Genomic DNA, 16,925 nt, shown 5'->3' with positions numbered 1-16,925 from the left:
ACATCAGGTCAACGCCGAGTTCGATGGCGAGTTGAATGTCTTGCATGAGAGCCTGCGCGCAGTAACGCCAACTTTCAGTTGGCGAAAGTAGCGAACTTGCAGTGTGTAGCCAATTGAAAGTTACGGCGGATTTGCAAATCCACTGTACTACCGACACAAGCGGCTTGTCTGGCAGTTTTGCCGGGCAAGCCGTTTTTTATTTTTCGGGAAACATCTGTAATTTTGGGTTCAAAATTCTCGCTTTACTTTTATCCAAAATCGAGCAAGTATGGAAGCGGCAGTCCTCACTCCACCACCCAAAAATGGCAAAATTTCTCTCCGTTTCGGCGAATGGGAGGTGCGGCATTTCCAGCCCAGAAGAATGACCGACGAAGAGTTTTACGCTTTTTGCCGGGAAAATCCCGAACTGAAAATCGAACAAGACAAATACGGAAATGTAATTGTTATGCCCCCTGTTTCTCCTGATTCTGCCAGCAGCGAACTTGAGGTCGGTACCGATTTGACTGTCTGGAATCGCAAAACCAGACTCGGGAAAACTTTCAGTTCTTCTGTCATGTTCACCCTTCCCGATGGCTCCAAAAGGATGCCGGACGCTTCATGGATTTCCAGTGAAAAATATGACCGCCTGTCAGAACGAGAGCGGCAATCTTTCGCCAAAATCGTCCCCGATTTCGTCATTGAAGTACGCAGCCCGAGTGATTCGCTGACGGAACTAAAAGAAAAAATGACCGATGCTTGGATAGCCAACGGCGTCCGCCTTGCATGGCTGCTCGACCCCGAATCTCAATCCGTCTGGGTTTACCGCGCCGACGGCAGCACAGAAACTCTCGCAGGCTTCGATAAAAAACTGTCAGGAGAAGACGTATTGCCGGGTTTTGAGTTTGATTTGAGTGTTTTGAAGGATTAAGGCCTTGCTCATTCTCCCTCCCTTCTCGGCCTCAGCATCTCGTGCAGGATTTTTTCGCGGACGGGCATGGCAGCCACGATGTCTCACATCAGTTCAACGCCGAGTTCGATGGCGAGTTGAATGTCTTGCATGATAGTCTGTGGGTTGGCGTTACCTTTGTGCCGCTATGAAACTCCGCGAAATAACCCGTCTCCCGCAACGCCTGCTCTGGGCCCTTGTCATGGAAGGCAAAGAGACGACCCTTATGCTCAAGACCTTCGCCCGGCACGGCTCGGGCAAGCTGCGGCTCACCCCGGCGCACCGCCACCCCACACCTGAAGAATTGCGGGCGGCCATCGAGCAGTTGAAGGACATCCCCCGGTTCCTGCCGTTTTTTGTCATCGTGGTGGTACCCATGCCGGGTGTCACGGAAGGCTACGCGCTGGTGGCGCTGACTTTGGAAAAATGGCTGGGGCAGAAGTTCAGGTTGTTGCCGAGTCGGTTTCGGCACATATTTCAGTCGGAGAAAAAGGAGGAACGCGAGTGAGATTGGGGAACGGAAGCATTAGGCCATTTATCTTTTATTGCAAAAACTTAGCCGCTCGTATCGCCCCCCCCTCCCGCCTTTTGGCGGGGAGAGGGGGACTCGCTAAGTTTTTGCCTTTTATTTTCAATTACTGGCACGAACTTTTCTTTCCATTATTGATATAATTTTTCCAGATTACCGCGAATGCGTTACCTTTTCCCCATGAATTTGTACCGACTAATCCTTTATCAGCAGTACGGAAGCCGTTGGCACTATGTCCGTCTGACCGCCGAGTCGGGGAGTGAGCTCCGCACCGAGACTGGCGTGTGTGGCTTGCCCCCCGAAAAAGAGGAAGTCGCTTCCCTCGCTCCAGAAACCGACCCTCAAGCAGCCCTCCGTGCAGCGGGAGCCGAGTGGCAGGCACAAGGCTGGCGCAAACCCGCCCCCCAAGAAGTGCTTGTGCTCACACTCCATTTTCAGATGCGCCGATGGCATGGCTATCCCGCCGGAGCACCATGGTACGACGACCTCACAACGGGCTATCTTGACCCTATTCAGGAAGCATTGGAGACGCATTGCAACGGCATCCCGCGCGGCAACGACCGTTTTTCCGGCAATTATCTCTATTATTTCACCATTTTCAACTCGGATTTGGCACTCGAAACGGTGGAGCGTGTCGCCGCCGCCGCCCCCGTGCAATTCCTCCTCGACATCCATATCGGTCGCCGCGAAAAACAGGTGCATATTCCGATTGACCCGAACGTGCCGGAATACCTGCGCTCCCTCTTCCGCGTGGTGGAAAAATCGGCCCGCACCATCGCTCACGAATTGCCCGTGCTTTTCCCCGGCGACCCGCTCCAGCCAGAGCCAGTGCTCAATGGGGCTGCCCCCAAGCGTGTCCGCGGAGAGCAAGCAGCCCTCCTGCGTCGCATTTTAAAGGAAAAATGGAATTTTGATTCCAATTTTTGGAACCCGCTCACCGATGCTTCCCCCACCCAAGTCGTTTTTCTCAACGGGATGGCGGAGGAAAAGACACAGCAAGTCATCCAGATGATTCGCCAGCGTCACGAAGCACCGCTTTATATGCTCGATTGCGAGGAGGGGCTTTTTGAAATTGTGCCGGAATCCATCTTCAAAGGTGTTTACGAAGGCGTGGTGTTTGATGCCAGCGCAGCGTGGATAATCTATTTCTCCCATCACCACACCGTCACCTTTGGCGGCGAATGGCTCGTGCCTGCGGTGAAAGAGCTCTACAAAGAGCAGCCCGAAGTGCTGAATGTGTGGTAGGCCTCATTTCAAGGGCCGGGTTTTGCCAGAGTGGGTCTTGCTATCATCAAGCATGACCGTGAGCAAACCATATCCCATGAGCAAAATTCCCGACAACAAGGCTGATATACCCACAGCGTGCACGAGTGCATGGCGAGTGGCGAGCGTGTTGGCGATGTCGAGCAACAGCGCATCTGGGCGTGTCACGATGTCCCAAGAGTTCCAGCGTTGGAAACGCCCCAGCCACACGCCGAACCCGCAAAGACCGATGGCCGACAAAATCAGCAATTGAGCAAAGGTTTTCGAAAACCACCGTTTCAAAACGAGGTGGATTTCATAGAGCGAAAGCAGGCCGAGTATCAGCCCCAAGCTGGCTGTTGTGAAAAACAAGAACAAATCATACCAGAATGGCACTGGCGGGCGGTGGCGCAAATGGATAAAATCAGTGATGATGTAAGGCGCGTTGGGCAAAAAAGCCAACCAAACGATTAGCCCAAGCCACAACAAGAGACGGCTGCTTCCGAGCCTTTGCAATCGCTCCACTTTCAGCGCCGTGAGGTAGGGAACCCAAGCCAAAAACAAATTCCACAGCAGGAAAAAAAACGTGGGCGCTCGAAACCAATACAAATCTTTCAACGTGTTGATGTGCGTCAAATCGTGCCGAATAATGTAAGCGCGACCAGCCACCAGCAAGCCACAGAAAAACGAAGCCAGCGCAAGCATGGCAAAAAGTCGGAACTGCTGTTCGTTGCGGAAACGGGATTTGAGAAACTCCATGGTTGTTTGTGTCTTTAGTTTTTAGTCATCATCCCTGCGCATTTTCAACAATGCTCCAAGGCTCCCAAACGCGCATTAAACGCCTCCCTGCCCAAGTCTGTTGCCCGGTCAGTCCGCTGGAATTCCGACACCGCCGCAGGTTATGTGAAGTCCCGATTCATCTAAAATCAGAGAGCGCAATTCTGCGCATCAGATAAATCTTGACGAGTCAAGGTATATTTTTGCCCCGTGCCGCCAACTTTTGGTTGGCTCACCCACAACATGGCAGACTCAAACCTGATTTACGGCCACCACCCCGTCGCGGAGGCCATTCGCGCCGGAAAAGCGGTGGAAAAAGTTTATTTCCAACAGGGCATACGCGGGGAGATGGAAAAGGAATTTCGCCACCTGACGAAGGAACACGGCATACCGCTCCAAGTGGTACCCCGCGAAAAACTCAACAAAATGACCAAAGGCACGCATCAAGGCGTGGTCGCTTATCTGGCTTTGGTAGAGTTCCAGTCGCTCGAAGATGTGCTGCCCTTCGTGTTCGAGCAAGGCCAGATTCCCCTGCTCATCCTGCTCGACGGGGTGACGGACGTGCGGAATTTCGGCGCGATTTGCCGTTCGGCAGAGTGCATGGGCGTTCATGCGGTCGTGGTGCCGCAGTCAGGCTCCGCACCTGCCAATGAGGAGGCCATGAAGGCCTCTGCCGGAGCGTTGGCGCGGATTCGGCTGTGTCGGGTCAGGAGTATGTTCAGCACGGTGGAAATGTTGCAAGCCTCTGGCGTGCAGGTTGTTGCCACCGCGTTGGGCGAGCGTTCCAAGCCGATTTTCGAGGCAGACTTTACCGTGCCAACGGCGCTCCTGATGGGTTCGGAAGGCGAGGGCGTGCACCCGAAGCTCCAAAAAATGGCCGACTCGGTCGTCAAAATCCCGCAGGCAACCAACTTCGACTCTTTCAACGTCAGTGTCGCCGCCGGCATCGTGTTGTACGAGGCGATAAGGCAGAGATTGGGGGGCATTGAGGGTCATTAGGGGGGCATTTTGAGGGGCATTAGGGGTCATTAAAGTAAAGCATTATGCCCAGATTAAAGGAAATTTGAACCTGCTCGTAGGCAAGGCAAGGATGCCCTTGATTGATTTGTATGATTTTCAAAGGATTGCGAACGCCGTTCGTTCAAAACCACCTCGTCAGACCCTATAATCAGGGGGCTTGCCCGGCTAAGCAAAGCGGACGGGGCTGATTTGCGTTGACTATACCTTGTCCAGCCCTCTACCCAGAGAACTGATTTGCCCCGACGATAAAAGTCATTTTTAAAAAAATGAATGACCCCCAATGCCCCCTAATGACCCCTAATGACCCTCAAAATGCCCCCCTAATGACTTTTAATACCGAAATGACTTTCACCGACCAACTCAATCGAGAACTCGAAATTCCTGCTTGGCCGCCGCGCCGCATAGTGTCGCTCGTGCCTTCGCAGACAGAGTTGTTGGCGGATTTAGGCCTTGAGAATGAAGTCGTTGGCATCACGAAGTTTTGCGTCCATCCGAGCAAATGGTTTGGGACAAAGACCCGTATTGGAGGAACAAAAACGTTGAATGTTGAAAAAATAAAAAACCTGAAGCCCGACCTCATCATAGGCAACAAGGAGGAAAACGAGCGCACTCAGATAGAAGAACTCGCCGCGCACTACCCCGTTTGGCTCAGCGATGTGCGAACACTCGAACAGGCCTGCGACATGATGGCGAAGGTGGGTCAAGTGGTCGGGAAAGCCGTCGAGGCTCAGAAATTGATTGGAAAAATAAAAACAGAGTTTGCCCTCTGCCCTCCACCTTCCACCCGCTGCCCCGCCGCCTATTTCATCTGGCGAAAACCCTACATGGTAGCGGGCGGCGACACTTTCATTGACGGAATGCTGCGCGTTGCGGGCTTTCACAACGTTTTTTCGCACAAAAGTCGTTACCCCGAAATCACGTTGGAAGAACTCGCCGAAGCCAAACCCAAAGTCATATTGCTCTCGTCCGAGCCTTACCCATTTGCCGAAAAACACTTTGAGCCGTTGCGGGAAGTTTGCCCCAATGCGCGAATCCAACTTGTTGACGGAGAGATGTTTTCTTGGTATGGAAGCAGGCTGCTACATTCGGCGGCTTATTTCCAAAAACTACGAGAAACATTGGACTTGGCTTGAAACAAACAAATTCGAGCCAGTCAAAACCCAACCTTTTCCCGAATTTCTCTTTTCTTTGACCGCACTATTCATTTTCCGCCAGCTCAGACAAATTTAAAACATGAAACACATTGTCATCGTCTTGCTTTTTTTATTCACCCACACGGCGCTCACCTTCGGGCAAGCCGATGCGGGAAAAAGCACCAGGCTCACCCTTGACGGGCATGAACGCCGCCTCGGTGAGTTGCTCGTGCAGCTCTCGCCCAGCGCCGATGTGCAACGCACTCTCCTTTTGCTCAACGAAACAGGACGTGGCACTGTGGAAATGGAGGCCAACATTGCCCCTGAATGGCATATTTACCTTTTTCAGTTTGATGAAAACCAAGTAAATGCGGAAGCCATGCTCCAAACGGCTCGTCGCCTGCCCAATGTGCAAGCAGCTCAATTCAACCACCGCACCGTTGACCGCGGCTTGGAACCCAACGATACCGAATGGTGGCGGCAAGACGGCATGAGGCTCATAGGCGCGCCCGATGCTTGGGAATCGGCCACTGGCGGTGTCACCCTGAATGGCGACACCATCGTGGCGGCGGTGTTGGAAAAGGGCATCTTTTTCACCCATCCCGACCTCGTGCCCAATCGCTGGCTGAATCACGCTGAAATCCCCAACAACAATGTGGACGACGACAACAATGGGTATGTGGACGACCATGGCGGCTGGAACCCTCGCACGAGCAACGACAACGCAGGCACCACCAACAGTAGCCACGGCACTTCGGTCTGTGGCATCGTCGGTGCGCGGGGCAATAACGGCATCGGAGTCACGGGGGTCAACTGGAATGTCAAACTCATGGGCCTTTTCAACGTTGAGTTCGAGTCCGAAATCATAGCTGCCTATTACTACACCGGAGCCGCCCGCCGGCTTTACAATCAGACCAACGGGGCACAAGGCGCTTTCGTCGTCACGACCAACGCCTCATTTGGCCTCGACAAGGCTAAGGCCGTCAACCACCCGCTTTGGTGCGCCGTGTATGACTCGTTGGGCAAAGTTGGCATCATCAGCATCGGCGCCACCACCAACACCAATACCAACGTGGACGTGGAAGGCGATATGCCCACCACCTGCCCCAGCGAGTTTTTGATTGCAGTGAACAACACCAACAAACTCGGCACCAGAGTACCCAGTACCGGATATGGCGCTATTTCGATTGACTTGGGCGCTCCGGGCAACGATTCCTACACGACGGTCGTGCAAGCCCCCAACAACACCCCGACGTATAGCACCTTTGGCGGCACCTCAGCCGCCGCCCCACATGTGACGGGGGCCTTAGCCCTGCTCTACAGCATGCCCTGCGACAAACTCACCTCCGACGCGCTCACCGACCCCGTAGCCTGCGCCCGACGGATGCGCGACCTCATCCTCGACAATGTGCAACCCGAGACATCGCTCAAAGACGTGACCAAGACTGGCGGCTATTTGCACATAGGCAATGCGACCAGCGCCGTTCGTGACCTTTGCGACGGGGTGATTGGGCCGCTCAGCATCTTGGAGGTGGAGACCTATGGCCGCGATTTTTTCAAAATCTATTATCAGACACCCATTTTTGAGAAATATCGTTTTCGCGTGTTCAATATGCTCGGCCAACTGCTCCATGAGCAGGAATTGACGCCACAACAGTTTGGGGTCAACTACGTCGAATACGACGCAAAAGACCTTCCAGCAGGGGTATATGTGATGAGCATTGGGCGCAACGATTTTGTCGTATCCAGGAAATTTCCAAAATTTTAAAAACCTACTTGGTTTTTCGGGCAGCCCTGCGCTATCTTTGCACCCCGAAAAATGGCTCCGTAGCTTAATGGATAGAGCATCTGACTACGGATCAGAAGGTTAGAGGTTCGAGTCCTCTCGGAGTCACCACAGTTGAAGTGTTTGAGGGTGTATCAAAATGCCGATACATCCTCATTTTTTGAAACCATCAATTAGAACACTCAAATTCAAGTTCAATGTCTAAAGTTTGTGATTTGACGGGCAAGAGGCCGATGAGCGGCAACTACGTCTCCCACTCCAACCGAAAAACGAAGCGCCGCTTCTATCCTAACCTTCAAACCAAAAAATTCTACATGCCTGAAACAGGTGAATGGGTCACGCTGAAAGTGAGCGCCTCGGCCATCCGCACCATCTCCAAATTAGGCTTGTACCAGTACATCAAGAAGCTGGAGAAAAAAGGCGAGATTATCTATCATGGCAATCTTTGATTGCCTGCCGCACACACTTCGTTATTCGTTCGTTCATCGCTCATTGTTGAAATAAAAAAATCATGGCAAAGAAAAGCAAAGGCAATCGCATTCAGGTCATCCTCGAATGTACCGAGCATAAAAACAGCGGCTTGCCGGGCACTTCGCGCTATATCACGCAGAAGAACCGCAAAAACACGCCCGACCGCATGGAGTTGAAAAAATACAACCCTATCATGCGCAAATACACCGTTCACCGCGAAATTAAGTAATCATGGCAAAGAAAGTTTCAAAGAACGCCCGTGTTGCTCAGCGTGCTGCCAACGCAGGCTCCGGCAAAGACCACGTGAAAGTGGTGAAAGCCGTGAAAGACCCGGTGACAGGCAAATACACTTACAAACAAATGATTGTTCACAAAGACAAAGTGAAAGAATTCTTTGCCGACGTGAAATAATTGCCTGTTGAAAGGGCTTGAGAATGAAGGACGAAAGGGTCGTGGCATGAATGCCGCGGCCCTTTCGTCGTGAAGCGATGCGGGTTTCTGGCGCTTTTTCAAATGTTCAGCTTTTTCAGCTCTTCTTTCAAGTCGCGTAGCGTCATGCTCTTGTATTCCATGTTCAATGCGTCAGCGTCGCCAGCCCGCGCATCGCGCATCGCAAAAAATGGCACTCCCTCCTTCAATTTGATAGAGACGACCGACACCTTTCTCCCTTTGGGCAATCCCGACACGGAATATGAGCCGTCCTTGTATCGGTTGAGCGGCAGAATGCTGCTGATGTCGCGGCACACCGCATAAATCATGGCATCCTCCGGCTCGTTCACTACTAGCTGTACCCTTTCGGCCGGGTCGTCCAAGAATTTGTCGCAGTTAATCCAGCCTAAACGGGTCACATCGGCGACGTATGCATTGAGCGCGACGGCGGCATCTTGTGTCGTAGCTGCTTCGAGCAATTCCTTTTCCCGAATGTTTGCTCGCAGGCTATCGGAAATAGCCACAAGGCCACAATTCATGCGCATTCTGTGAGTGACACGATGCAAGGTGTCGGGGCCACATTTCCTTCGAGCCAGTTCAGTAAGACTGAAATAGCCGGGGCTATCCATGATTTTCGAGCCGATATGCTGGCGATAAAGCGCCTTTGTGACAGACCTGTTCGCATTGGCCGTTGCCAAACCATCCGTGTTTCTGTAGCGCATCATTCGTTCGAGGATATTTTCCACCGCATTTTCCAAGTCGCTGTAATGCTCATACCGCTGTATGTGTTTGCCCACATACCGGATGGTTGTTTGCAAGTTTTTCGAGTACTCGTGCAGGTAGTACTCGCGGTCGAACTGGATGATTGCGCTGATGCGGTCAACGACCTCGTTCTTCCATTTCTGTTCAGCTGTCTCATATGCAACAAGCGCGGCTTGATGTTTATCCAAGTTGTTCAAGTAGCGTTGCTGAAGCCTGATGAAGCTAAGCGAGTCGCGCTCGTAATTTGCCAAAGCAGTTTGATAGTATTTCTGTGCCTTTTTGAGCCGTTTTTTAGTCATCCTGTTCATCACGGGGCCATAGCCGTAGCCATATTTCCGCTGTGCGTTTTCCCAAGTTGGTTTTTGGGGTGGTTTGGGCGCGATGGGGGCGACGGGCTTGCGCGGCATGGGCGGCAGGTCGCCAGAGAATTTCGGCACCAAAGGCTCGGGGTATTCGGGCACTTGCAGCGCCACGATGCGGGCGCTTGTCGCGGGGTCAATCTCGATTTCCGTGCGAGGCTTTTTCATCGTTTGCCGAAAGGATTGACGTGTAGGCAACCAGTTGATGCTGTTATCGGGGTTGGTCTCGCCGTAGAACAGCTCCATGTTGGGGTCCGCACGTCGCGTTGGAAGCGCCACCGTAAGCGACGCACCTTCCGCCAGCCGGAGGGGCTTGCCATCGGCCTGTGCGCCGATGTAGACCATCCCACCTGTTTGAAGGATGCGGCCATCGCTCAAGGTGGTAAGATTTTGCAGAACAAAATCGGAAGGCGAAAATGCCTCGCGCACCATGAGTTCCACAGGCCCAGTGGGAGCAGTACCATCCTCAAATACAAAAGCCTGCGGCGGTATCTTTATGATGGTGCCTTTTGCTGCCGTGATTTGTTGCTCGCGGTCGGGAAGGATGCGCAGCAACTGCTCGGCTGGTGCCGACAGTCGAGTTTGCAGCGCCCGATAGTCGGAAAAGAAAACCGGGGAAAAAGTCACGTCCACTCGGCGATTGAGCTGGCGGGCTTCTTCGGTGGAGTTGTCGTAGGCAGGATTCTGCTTGCCCCAACTGCGCACGGTGGCTTTGCCGGGCAGCAGGCCCCTGTCGGCGAGGTATTGCTGCACGGCCTCGGCACGCTGTGTGGCGAGGCGCTGGTTGTACGATTCGGAACCGCGGTCGTCAGTCCATGCCTCTATTTTTATCATGTAGTCGGGAGCGACGAGCAGTTGCAGCGCCAGTGCGTCGAGCGTTTGCCGAGCAGTGGCGCTGAGTTCGTGTTTGCCCAATTCAAAATAAACAGACGAGATGGTGGCTTGGGCTGGCGAGACAAGGGGTGCCAACAAAAAAGCAAGAGCAAGGAGGATTTTTTGCATATGGATTGTTAGGTTGATAAAAAATTGGCGAAAACTGCCTTTTACAGCGTATGAAATAATAAATTATTGCGTTTTCAAAATTTTTAAATATATCAACTCGTCAAATACTCGGCAACACGCTTTTTAGGTTTTTCGTAAACACTTAGGCAGGACAGCAGACATTCAATTTTTGACAGGATTTACAAAATTTATAGGTTCAATAAAGTGGCTTCGCCGCCAAAAATCCTGTAAATCTTGTAAATCCTGTCAAAAACCTAAAAGCCTGCCAACCGAGTCTTATGCGCTTGGGGCTGCCTAAGTTTTTACGGTTTTTCTAAAATATAGCAACCCCGCAACGCCTCTCAAAGTCCTACATTTGCCATGTTTCCAAAGTATTTTTTCAACTTTAAAACCCTGTGTTCCGATGGCATCGAAAAAAACAGATAAAGCCACCTTCAATTACGGTGGTGTTCAAATCAGCCTGACCAAAAGCAAGACCAAAGGCGCTGTACAGTACGGCGTGAAAAAGAAAGCGGCCAAACGCGGCGTGACAGCGGCACCGCCTGATGATTTTGAGGGGTTTGAGGTGTTTCAGGCCAAGCGCAATCTCGACCAAAAACTGGAAGACCTCCGCGCCCAACCCGACGTGTCCATCGGCACCCACGTCTGGAACGTGGACGGCGACGAAGAGGTGCCCTTCATCCCCACGGGAAACATTTACCTCGAATTCAAACCCGGCACCGATTTTGACAAGCAACGCGACCTGATGGATGAGCTCGGCCTGAATGTGATTGAAATCGTCAGCCCGGAAGCATATCGCGTGAGCGTCACGGAAAAGTCCCCCAACCCCATCAAGTGCGTGATGCTCATGCAGAAAAAGAAAATCGTGGCGGTGGCGGAGCCTGAATTTGTGACCAAACCCGTCACGAACAATTTCGCACCGCCCACAGGCCGCTTCTTCGCTACCCAATGGCATCTGGAGAATACTGGCGGTGCCATCCCGATTGTTGACATACCAAACGCCATTTTTGGCGCATCCCACTTCAAGCGCGGTGCCGATGCCAAAGTGAAAGAGGCATGGGCTTTCATAGGCAGCTTAGGCTCCAGCAATATCAGGATTGCGGTGATTGATACGGGTTTTGCCACCGACCATCCGCAACTGCGCGGCGATGGCACCAAAGTCCGTAACCCATTCAACGCCGCCAATCGAAGCGCCGATGCTTCCCCTTGGTATCAGGCAGCCGACGGGAGTTGGGGCGTGTTCAGTCATGGCACCTCTTGCGCTGCCGTCGCCGCCGGCGCGCTGGATGCGCAAGGCATACTGGGCGCAGCACCCAACGCCCGCATCATCCCCATCAAACTCGACATTCTCAGCGACGAAGCTATCAAAAATGCCTTTGAACACGCGCTGCTCAATGGTGCCGACATCATTTCTTGCAGCCTCGGCTTTCCCAAACCTGTGCCGCTTTCTACCTATGTTTCCAACTACCTGAACAAAATCGCCCGCGAAGGGCGCGGCGGCAAAGGGGTGCCCATGTTTTTCGCAGCTGGCAACGCCAACCCTGCCTCCAACAACGTGCCTCGCCAAATCAGCGATTTTGCCGCGCACCCAGAAGGTATTTGCGTCACCGCTTCCAATAGCCTCGACGAACGCTCCGATTATTCTTTCTACGGTCCAAATGCCTTCCTGTGTGCCCCTACCAACGGAAACGACGGCGTGGGCATCACCACCGCCACCATAGAGGTGGACGACAGGGGACGCATGATGCACACTTTTACCAGCGGCTTCGGCGGCACCTCCAGCGCCACGCCGCTGGTGGCTGGCATCTGTGCGCTTATGCTGAGCGCCAACCCCAACCTGACCCTGAGCCAAATCAGGGACATCCTGCGCCAAAGCACTGACAAAATCGGCAGCGGCTACAATGCAAATGGCCATTCTCCCTATCTCGGCTATGGCCGCATCAACGCACTCAAAGCCGTGAAAATGGCCGTCGGTGGCCAAGCCAACGTGCCCCCTACCCCTGCCTCCCAGCCTCCCTCCTCCACCGCTACACAACGCGGCAAGGTCATTTCCAAATTTTTGAATGTGCGTTCTGGCCCTGGCACCTCTCACCCCAAAGTAGCCGAATTGAATCAGGGCGACATCGTGAGTTTGTTCGAGAAAGTCTCTGGTTTTTGGCGTATCGGGCAGGGGCGCTTTGCAAGTGCTGACTTTATTCAGGTAATCGCTGGGAACAATGCACCCGTCACGACCCGTCGCGGCAAGGTGACCTCGTCTTTTCTCAACGTACGCTCAGGCCCCGGCACCAACAACCCCAAGGTGGCCGAGCTGAAACAGGGCGCGCTCGTCACCATTCACGAGACCAGCAGCAACGGCTGGCATCGCATTGGCGACAAACGATGGGTGATTGGAAGCAACATTCAGGAGGTATAAGAAGGTGTGAAGGATAACTTGTTCACTTCCACACTACTGGACACTTTCAAATTTGCCACGAAGTCACAAAGACGCAAAGCAAAATGCCCATTGATTTACCGCATTTTGTGCCTTTGTGTCTTTGTAGCACAAAAATAACGTCCGGTAGTGTGGTTCACTTCACACGCTCTTTAACATTTTGCCTGCGAACTCTTTGCACCTACCAGCTGTTTCTCCCCGCGCTATGAATTCAAAAGAACGCCTACTGCTATTTATCCTCGCTGCGGTCAATTTTACCCATATCATGGACTTCATGATTATGATGCCCTTGGGTCCGCAACTCATGAACCTCCTGAAAATCACCCCCCAACAATTTGGGTTAGCCGTTTCGGCTTATGCAATTACGGCAGGGATTTCGAGCTTTATCTCAGCTTTTTTCGTGGATAGATTCGACCGCAAAAAGGTGCTGCTGTTTGCCTATATAGGGTTTGTCATCGGCACTTTTTCATGTGCTTTGGCCCCCAACTATGAGTTGCTCGTGGCGGCTCGAGTGCTGGCAGGTTTGTTTGGTGGCATGATTGGCGCTCAGGTGTTGGCCATCGTGGCCGATACATTTGAGTATGAGCGCCGCGCACGCGCCATGGGCATATTGATGACGGCGTTTTCGCTTGCATCGGTGGCGGGTGTCCCGACAGGTTTGTGGCTGGCAGCCAAATTTAGTTGGCATATTCCCTTTGCCGCCATTGGAGGGGTAGGTGTGTTGGTCGCCATCCTGATTGCCACGTTTGTGTCGCCAGTCAACAAGCATCTGAACAATGCCCAACCCAAAGGCAACCCGCTTCATGTGCTCACCAACATCTTCCAGACACCCAATCAGATGAAGGCACTGACTCTCTCCATCGTGCTGATGATGGGGCATTTTGTCACCATACCCTTTATCGCCCCTTCACTGGTCGGCAACGTGGGATATAGCGAAAGCAACATTTTCCTCATATACCTTGTGGGAGGGGCACTCACCATTTTTACTTCGCCCTTAGTGGGAAAAATCGCTGACCGTCGCGGCAAATACCCAGTATTCGTTGTTTTCGCTTTGCTTTCGCTCATACCCGTCTGGCTCATCACCAACCTTTGGCCCATGCCCTTGTGGAGCGTGTTGCTTATCTCCGGTATGTTTTTCATTGTTGTCAATGGGCGCATGATACCCGTGCAAGCCATTGTTTCGGGGGTGGTCGCGCCACAGCAGCGCGGTGGTTTCATGAGCATCAACTCATCCATGCAACAGTTGGCCACTGGCGTGGCGGCGCTGATTGGAGGAGCTATTGTGCACAAAACAGCCGAAGGTCGCATCGAGCACTACGATTGGGTTGGTTACCTATCCATGGCGTTGATTGCAATGAGCATTTGGCTGGCAGGCAGGGTGAAGCCTCTGGAAGAGCGGAAGGAAACAATAGCCCCGATGCCAGAAGCGCAACCCACCAGCGCCGTAGCGGAATGATGAGCGACACGCGCAGAGGATTTTCTACCTTGATTTGTCGGGATTTGTCTGATGGCCATGATTTTCAAAAGATTGCAAGTGTTGTTCGTTCAAGACCACCTTGTCAGGCCCTGTACTCAAGGGCTTGCCCGGCCAAGTGAAGCGGACGGGACTTTTTTGTGTTGCCTATAACCCCGGCCCCACGTTATTTTATGTAAGGAACGCTTAAAAACACATGAGCCACCCCAAAATACAGGGTGGCTCATGTCTAATCACAATTGACAAAACTGCTTATCTCAAGAACAGCAGTTCGCGGTATTTCACCAAAGGCCAGTATTGGTCGTCCACAATGGCTTCCAATTCATCCACTGCCTCACGAATAATCTCCATCTGAGGCTTTGCCTTGTGGCAAAGAATACCTGCTTCTTCGCGCACGGATTCTGCTTCATGAGCCTTTTCGAGCGCCTTGTGCAGTTTTTCCAAGCCTTCACGGATGATGTTGGTGTTCTTCACCACACGCTTCAGCATATCTTTCTGATAGCCAATCGCATCGTCCATTCCAATTTCCTTCATGGAGTAGATATTGTCAGCCAATTCAGTCTGATAGCGAATAACCGCCGGCATCACCATTGAGTGCACGATTTCGTCCAACGTCTTGGCTTCGATGCTCAATTTCGTGCAATAAGCATGGAGTTGCACCGTGTGGAACGCTTCCAACTCAACCTTGCTCATCACGCCAGATTTTGCGTAGAAGTCCTGCGCCAACTTGCTTCCCAAGACATCCAGCGCCTCCGGTGTGGTCGGGAAGTTGTTCAGGCCGCGTTTTTGAGCCTCTTCTTTCCACTCCTCAGAGTAGTTGTTGCCCTCGAAGCATATCGCCTTCGACTTTCTGATGAGCGTTTTTAGCACCGTCAGAATTGCCTCGTCCTTATCCCCCCCTTTGGCAACCAATTTATCCACATCTGCTTTGAACTCTACCAATTGCAACCCCATCATGGTGTTCATCACCGTCATTGGGCCAGCGCAGTTCTGACTGGAGCCAACCGCCCGGATTTCAAACTTGTTACCCGTAAAGGCAAAAGGCGAGGTGCGGTTGCGGTCAGTATTGTCGAGTTCAAGATTCGGCAGTTTGGCAATCAAGTCGAGCGCACGTCTCACCTCTTTGCCATCCGTGTTTTTCCCCTTGGCGATTTGGTCAAGCAGTTGGGTCATCGCCTCACCAATGAACACGCTGATAATAGCGGGCGGTGCTTCGTTTGCGCCCAGACGGTGGTCGTTGCCCGCATGAGCGATGCTCGCACGCAAAATGTCGGCGTATTTGTGCACAGCCGCTATCGTGTTCACAAAAAAGGTCAGGAAACGCAGGTTTCTTCCAGGGATTTTGCCGGGACCTAAAAGGTTGACCCCCGTGTTCGAGCCCATGCTCCAGTTGTTGTGCTTGCCAGAGCCGTTAATACCTGCAAAGGGCTTTTCATGGAGCAACACGCACAGCTTGTGCCGCCGCGCAACACGGTCCATCAAGTCCATCAACAGCTGGTTGTGGTCTACCGCGACGTTGATTTCTTCAAAAACAGGTGCCACTTCATACTGTGAGGGAGCCACCTCGTTGTGGCGAGTCCGAACCGGGATGCCCAACTTGTGGCTTTCCGTCTCCAAATCGCGCATGAATGCGTACACGCGCTCAGGAATGGAACCAAAGTAATGGTCTTCCAATTGTTGGTGTTTGGTCGCGGGGCGTCCCAACAAAGTACGGCCCGCCATCACCAAGTCAGGCCGCGCATTGAACAGTGCCTCGTCCACCACAAAATACTCCTGCTCCCAACCCAATGTAGCCGTTACCTTCGTCACATTCGGGTCGAAAAACTGCGCCACCGCAACAGCCGCTTTGTCCAAAAATGCCTGCGACCGAAGCAACGGGAGCTTGTAGTCCTGCGCTTCGCCATCGTACGTCACAAAAATAGTGGGAATGCAAAGTGTCATGCCCTCGCCCACTTCCATGATGAAGGCCGGGCTGGACGGGTCCCACACGGTGTAGCCGCGCGCTTCAAAAGTGCTGCGCATCCCACCGGAAGGGAACGACGAACCGTCGGGTTCTTGCTGCACCAATGCCGAACCCGTGAACTCCTCAATAACTCGACCATCGTGGGTCAAGGTAAAAAAAGAGTCATGCTTTTCGGCAGTTTTGCCTGTGAGCGGCTGAAACCAATGCGCAAAGTGGGTACAGCCTTTTTCTTGCGCCCATTTTTTCATGCCGTTTGCCACTTCATCAGCCACTTCAAGAGTGAGTTTTTGGCCGCTTTGAACAGCCGCTTTCACGCTGAGGTAAGCCGTTTCGGGCAGGTGTTTTTTCATCGCTTCGTCATTGAACACATTGATGTCAAAATATGACGCGATGTTTTCCGCTTGGCCTTCCGCAAATTCTACCGGAAACGGCTCCATGCGGTTCTCCATAGCTTGGAGTGCATTGAAACGAGAGAGGGACATGGTTTATCTCAAAGATGAGTTATGAATGTTGAAGGAGAATGTTCAAAAACAAGGACACTCCGTTTTAGCGCTGCGGTGTGGCGGCCAAAACAGGATTATCCAAAAAACAAAGGAGACATCGAACAACTCTTGCTGCTCAA

The 16,925-nt window shown here is 52.5% G+C and carries 14 protein-coding genes and 1 tRNA gene; 12 read left to right on the top strand and 3 right to left on the bottom strand.

The genetic code is table 11. The features are described 5' to 3' along the window. The first annotated feature begins 268 nt into the window (after nt 1–268). The 3 genes from KIS77_20455 to KIS77_20445 all read left to right on the top strand — a co-directional run bounded on the left by KIS77_20455 (nt 269) and on the right by KIS77_20445 (nt 2,699). Nucleotides 269–907: a Uma2 family endonuclease gene (locus KIS77_20455; GenBank protein ID MCW5924702.1), complete on the top strand. Its 639-nt coding sequence runs from the start codon at nt 269–271 to the stop codon at nt 905–907. Between the two features lie 166 nt (nt 908–1,073). Further along, nucleotides 1,074–1,433, top strand: coding sequence for a hypothetical protein (locus KIS77_20450; GenBank protein MCW5924701.1), 360 nt, complete (start codon nt 1,074–1,076; stop codon nt 1,431–1,433). Nucleotides 1,434–1,616: 183 nt separating this feature from the next. Next, on the top strand, nt 1,617–2,699 hold the full coding sequence (locus tag KIS77_20445) for a hypothetical protein (protein ID MCW5924700.1): 1,083 nt from the start codon (nt 1,617–1,619) through the stop codon (nt 2,697–2,699). Between the two features lie 3 nt (nt 2,700–2,702). Here KIS77_20445 and KIS77_20440 read toward each other — a convergent pair whose 3' ends face one another. After that, nucleotides 2,703–3,455, bottom strand: coding sequence for a DUF1361 domain-containing protein (locus tag KIS77_20440; GenBank protein MCW5924699.1), 753 nt, complete (start codon nt 3,453–3,455; stop codon nt 2,703–2,705). Nucleotides 3,456–3,716: 261 nt separating this feature from the next. On the opposite strand from KIS77_20440, the gene rlmB reads away from it, so the two are divergent. The 7 genes from rlmB (at nt 3,717) to KIS77_20405 (ending at nt 8,294) form a co-directional block, all read left to right on the top strand. Then, nucleotides 3,717–4,472, top strand: a complete 756-nt coding sequence (rlmB, locus tag KIS77_20435) for a 23S rRNA (guanosine(2251)-2'-O)-methyltransferase RlmB (GenBank protein MCW5924698.1) — start codon at nt 3,717–3,719, stop codon at nt 4,470–4,472. 362 nt (nt 4,473–4,834) lie between these two features. Continuing rightward, complete coding sequence (locus tag KIS77_20430) at nt 4,835–5,626, top strand: ABC transporter substrate-binding protein (GenBank protein MCW5924697.1); 792 nt, start codon at nt 4,835–4,837, stop codon at nt 5,624–5,626. Nucleotides 5,627–5,726: 100 nt separating this feature from the next. Continuing rightward, nucleotides 5,727–7,394, top strand: coding sequence for a S8 family peptidase (locus KIS77_20425; protein ID MCW5924696.1), 1,668 nt, complete (start codon nt 5,727–5,729; stop codon nt 7,392–7,394). A 53-nt stretch (nt 7,395–7,447) separates the two neighbouring features. Then, nucleotides 7,448–7,523: transfer RNA gene (locus KIS77_20420), tRNA-Arg, on the top strand. A gap of 86 nt (nt 7,524–7,609) precedes the next feature. Beyond that, the gene (gene rpmB / locus KIS77_20415) at nt 7,610–7,861 is read left to right on the top strand and encodes a 50S ribosomal protein L28 (GenBank protein ID MCW5924695.1); all 252 of its coding nucleotides are present in this window, start codon (nt 7,610–7,612) and stop codon (nt 7,859–7,861) included. 62 nt (nt 7,862–7,923) lie between these two features. Next, a complete protein-coding gene (rpmG, locus tag KIS77_20410) occupies nt 7,924–8,112 on the top strand; it encodes a 50S ribosomal protein L33 (protein MCW5924694.1) in 189 nt (62 codons plus the stop codon). 2 nt (nt 8,113–8,114) lie between these two features. Beyond that, entirely contained in the window at nt 8,115–8,294 is a 180-nt protein-coding gene (locus KIS77_20405; GenBank protein MCW5924693.1) for a DUF4295 family protein, read from the top strand. Between the two features lie 98 nt (nt 8,295–8,392). Here the strand turns inward: KIS77_20405 and KIS77_20400 are convergent, their stop codons facing one another. Then, nucleotides 8,393–10,435: an OmpA family protein gene (locus KIS77_20400; GenBank protein MCW5924692.1), complete on the bottom strand. Its 2,043-nt coding sequence runs from the start codon at nt 10,433–10,435 to the stop codon at nt 8,393–8,395. A gap of 403 nt (nt 10,436–10,838) precedes the next feature. On the opposite strand from KIS77_20400, the gene KIS77_20395 reads away from it, so the two are divergent. Next, nucleotides 10,839–12,848 (top strand): S8 family serine peptidase, encoded by a 2,010-nt coding sequence (locus KIS77_20395; GenBank protein ID MCW5924691.1) that lies wholly within the window; start codon nt 10,839–10,841, stop codon nt 12,846–12,848. Between the two features lie 223 nt (nt 12,849–13,071). After that, the gene (locus KIS77_20390; protein MCW5924690.1) at nt 13,072–14,322 is read left to right on the top strand and encodes an MFS transporter; all 1,251 of its coding nucleotides are present in this window, start codon (nt 13,072–13,074) and stop codon (nt 14,320–14,322) included. A gap of 270 nt (nt 14,323–14,592) precedes the next feature. On the opposite strand, the gene KIS77_20385 is transcribed toward KIS77_20390, so the two are convergent. Further along, nucleotides 14,593–16,785 (bottom strand): glutamine synthetase III, encoded by a 2,193-nt coding sequence (locus KIS77_20385; protein MCW5924689.1) that lies wholly within the window; start codon nt 16,783–16,785, stop codon nt 14,593–14,595. Between the last annotated feature and the right edge of the window lie 140 nt (nt 16,786–16,925).

It is taken from the genome of Saprospiraceae bacterium, from assembly GCA_026129545.1.
GTDB lineage: Bacteria > Bacteroidota > Bacteroidia > Chitinophagales > Saprospiraceae > M3007.
Note: the sequence above shows the minus strand (reverse complement) of the source record. Positions and strands in the feature narration are given on the sequence as shown.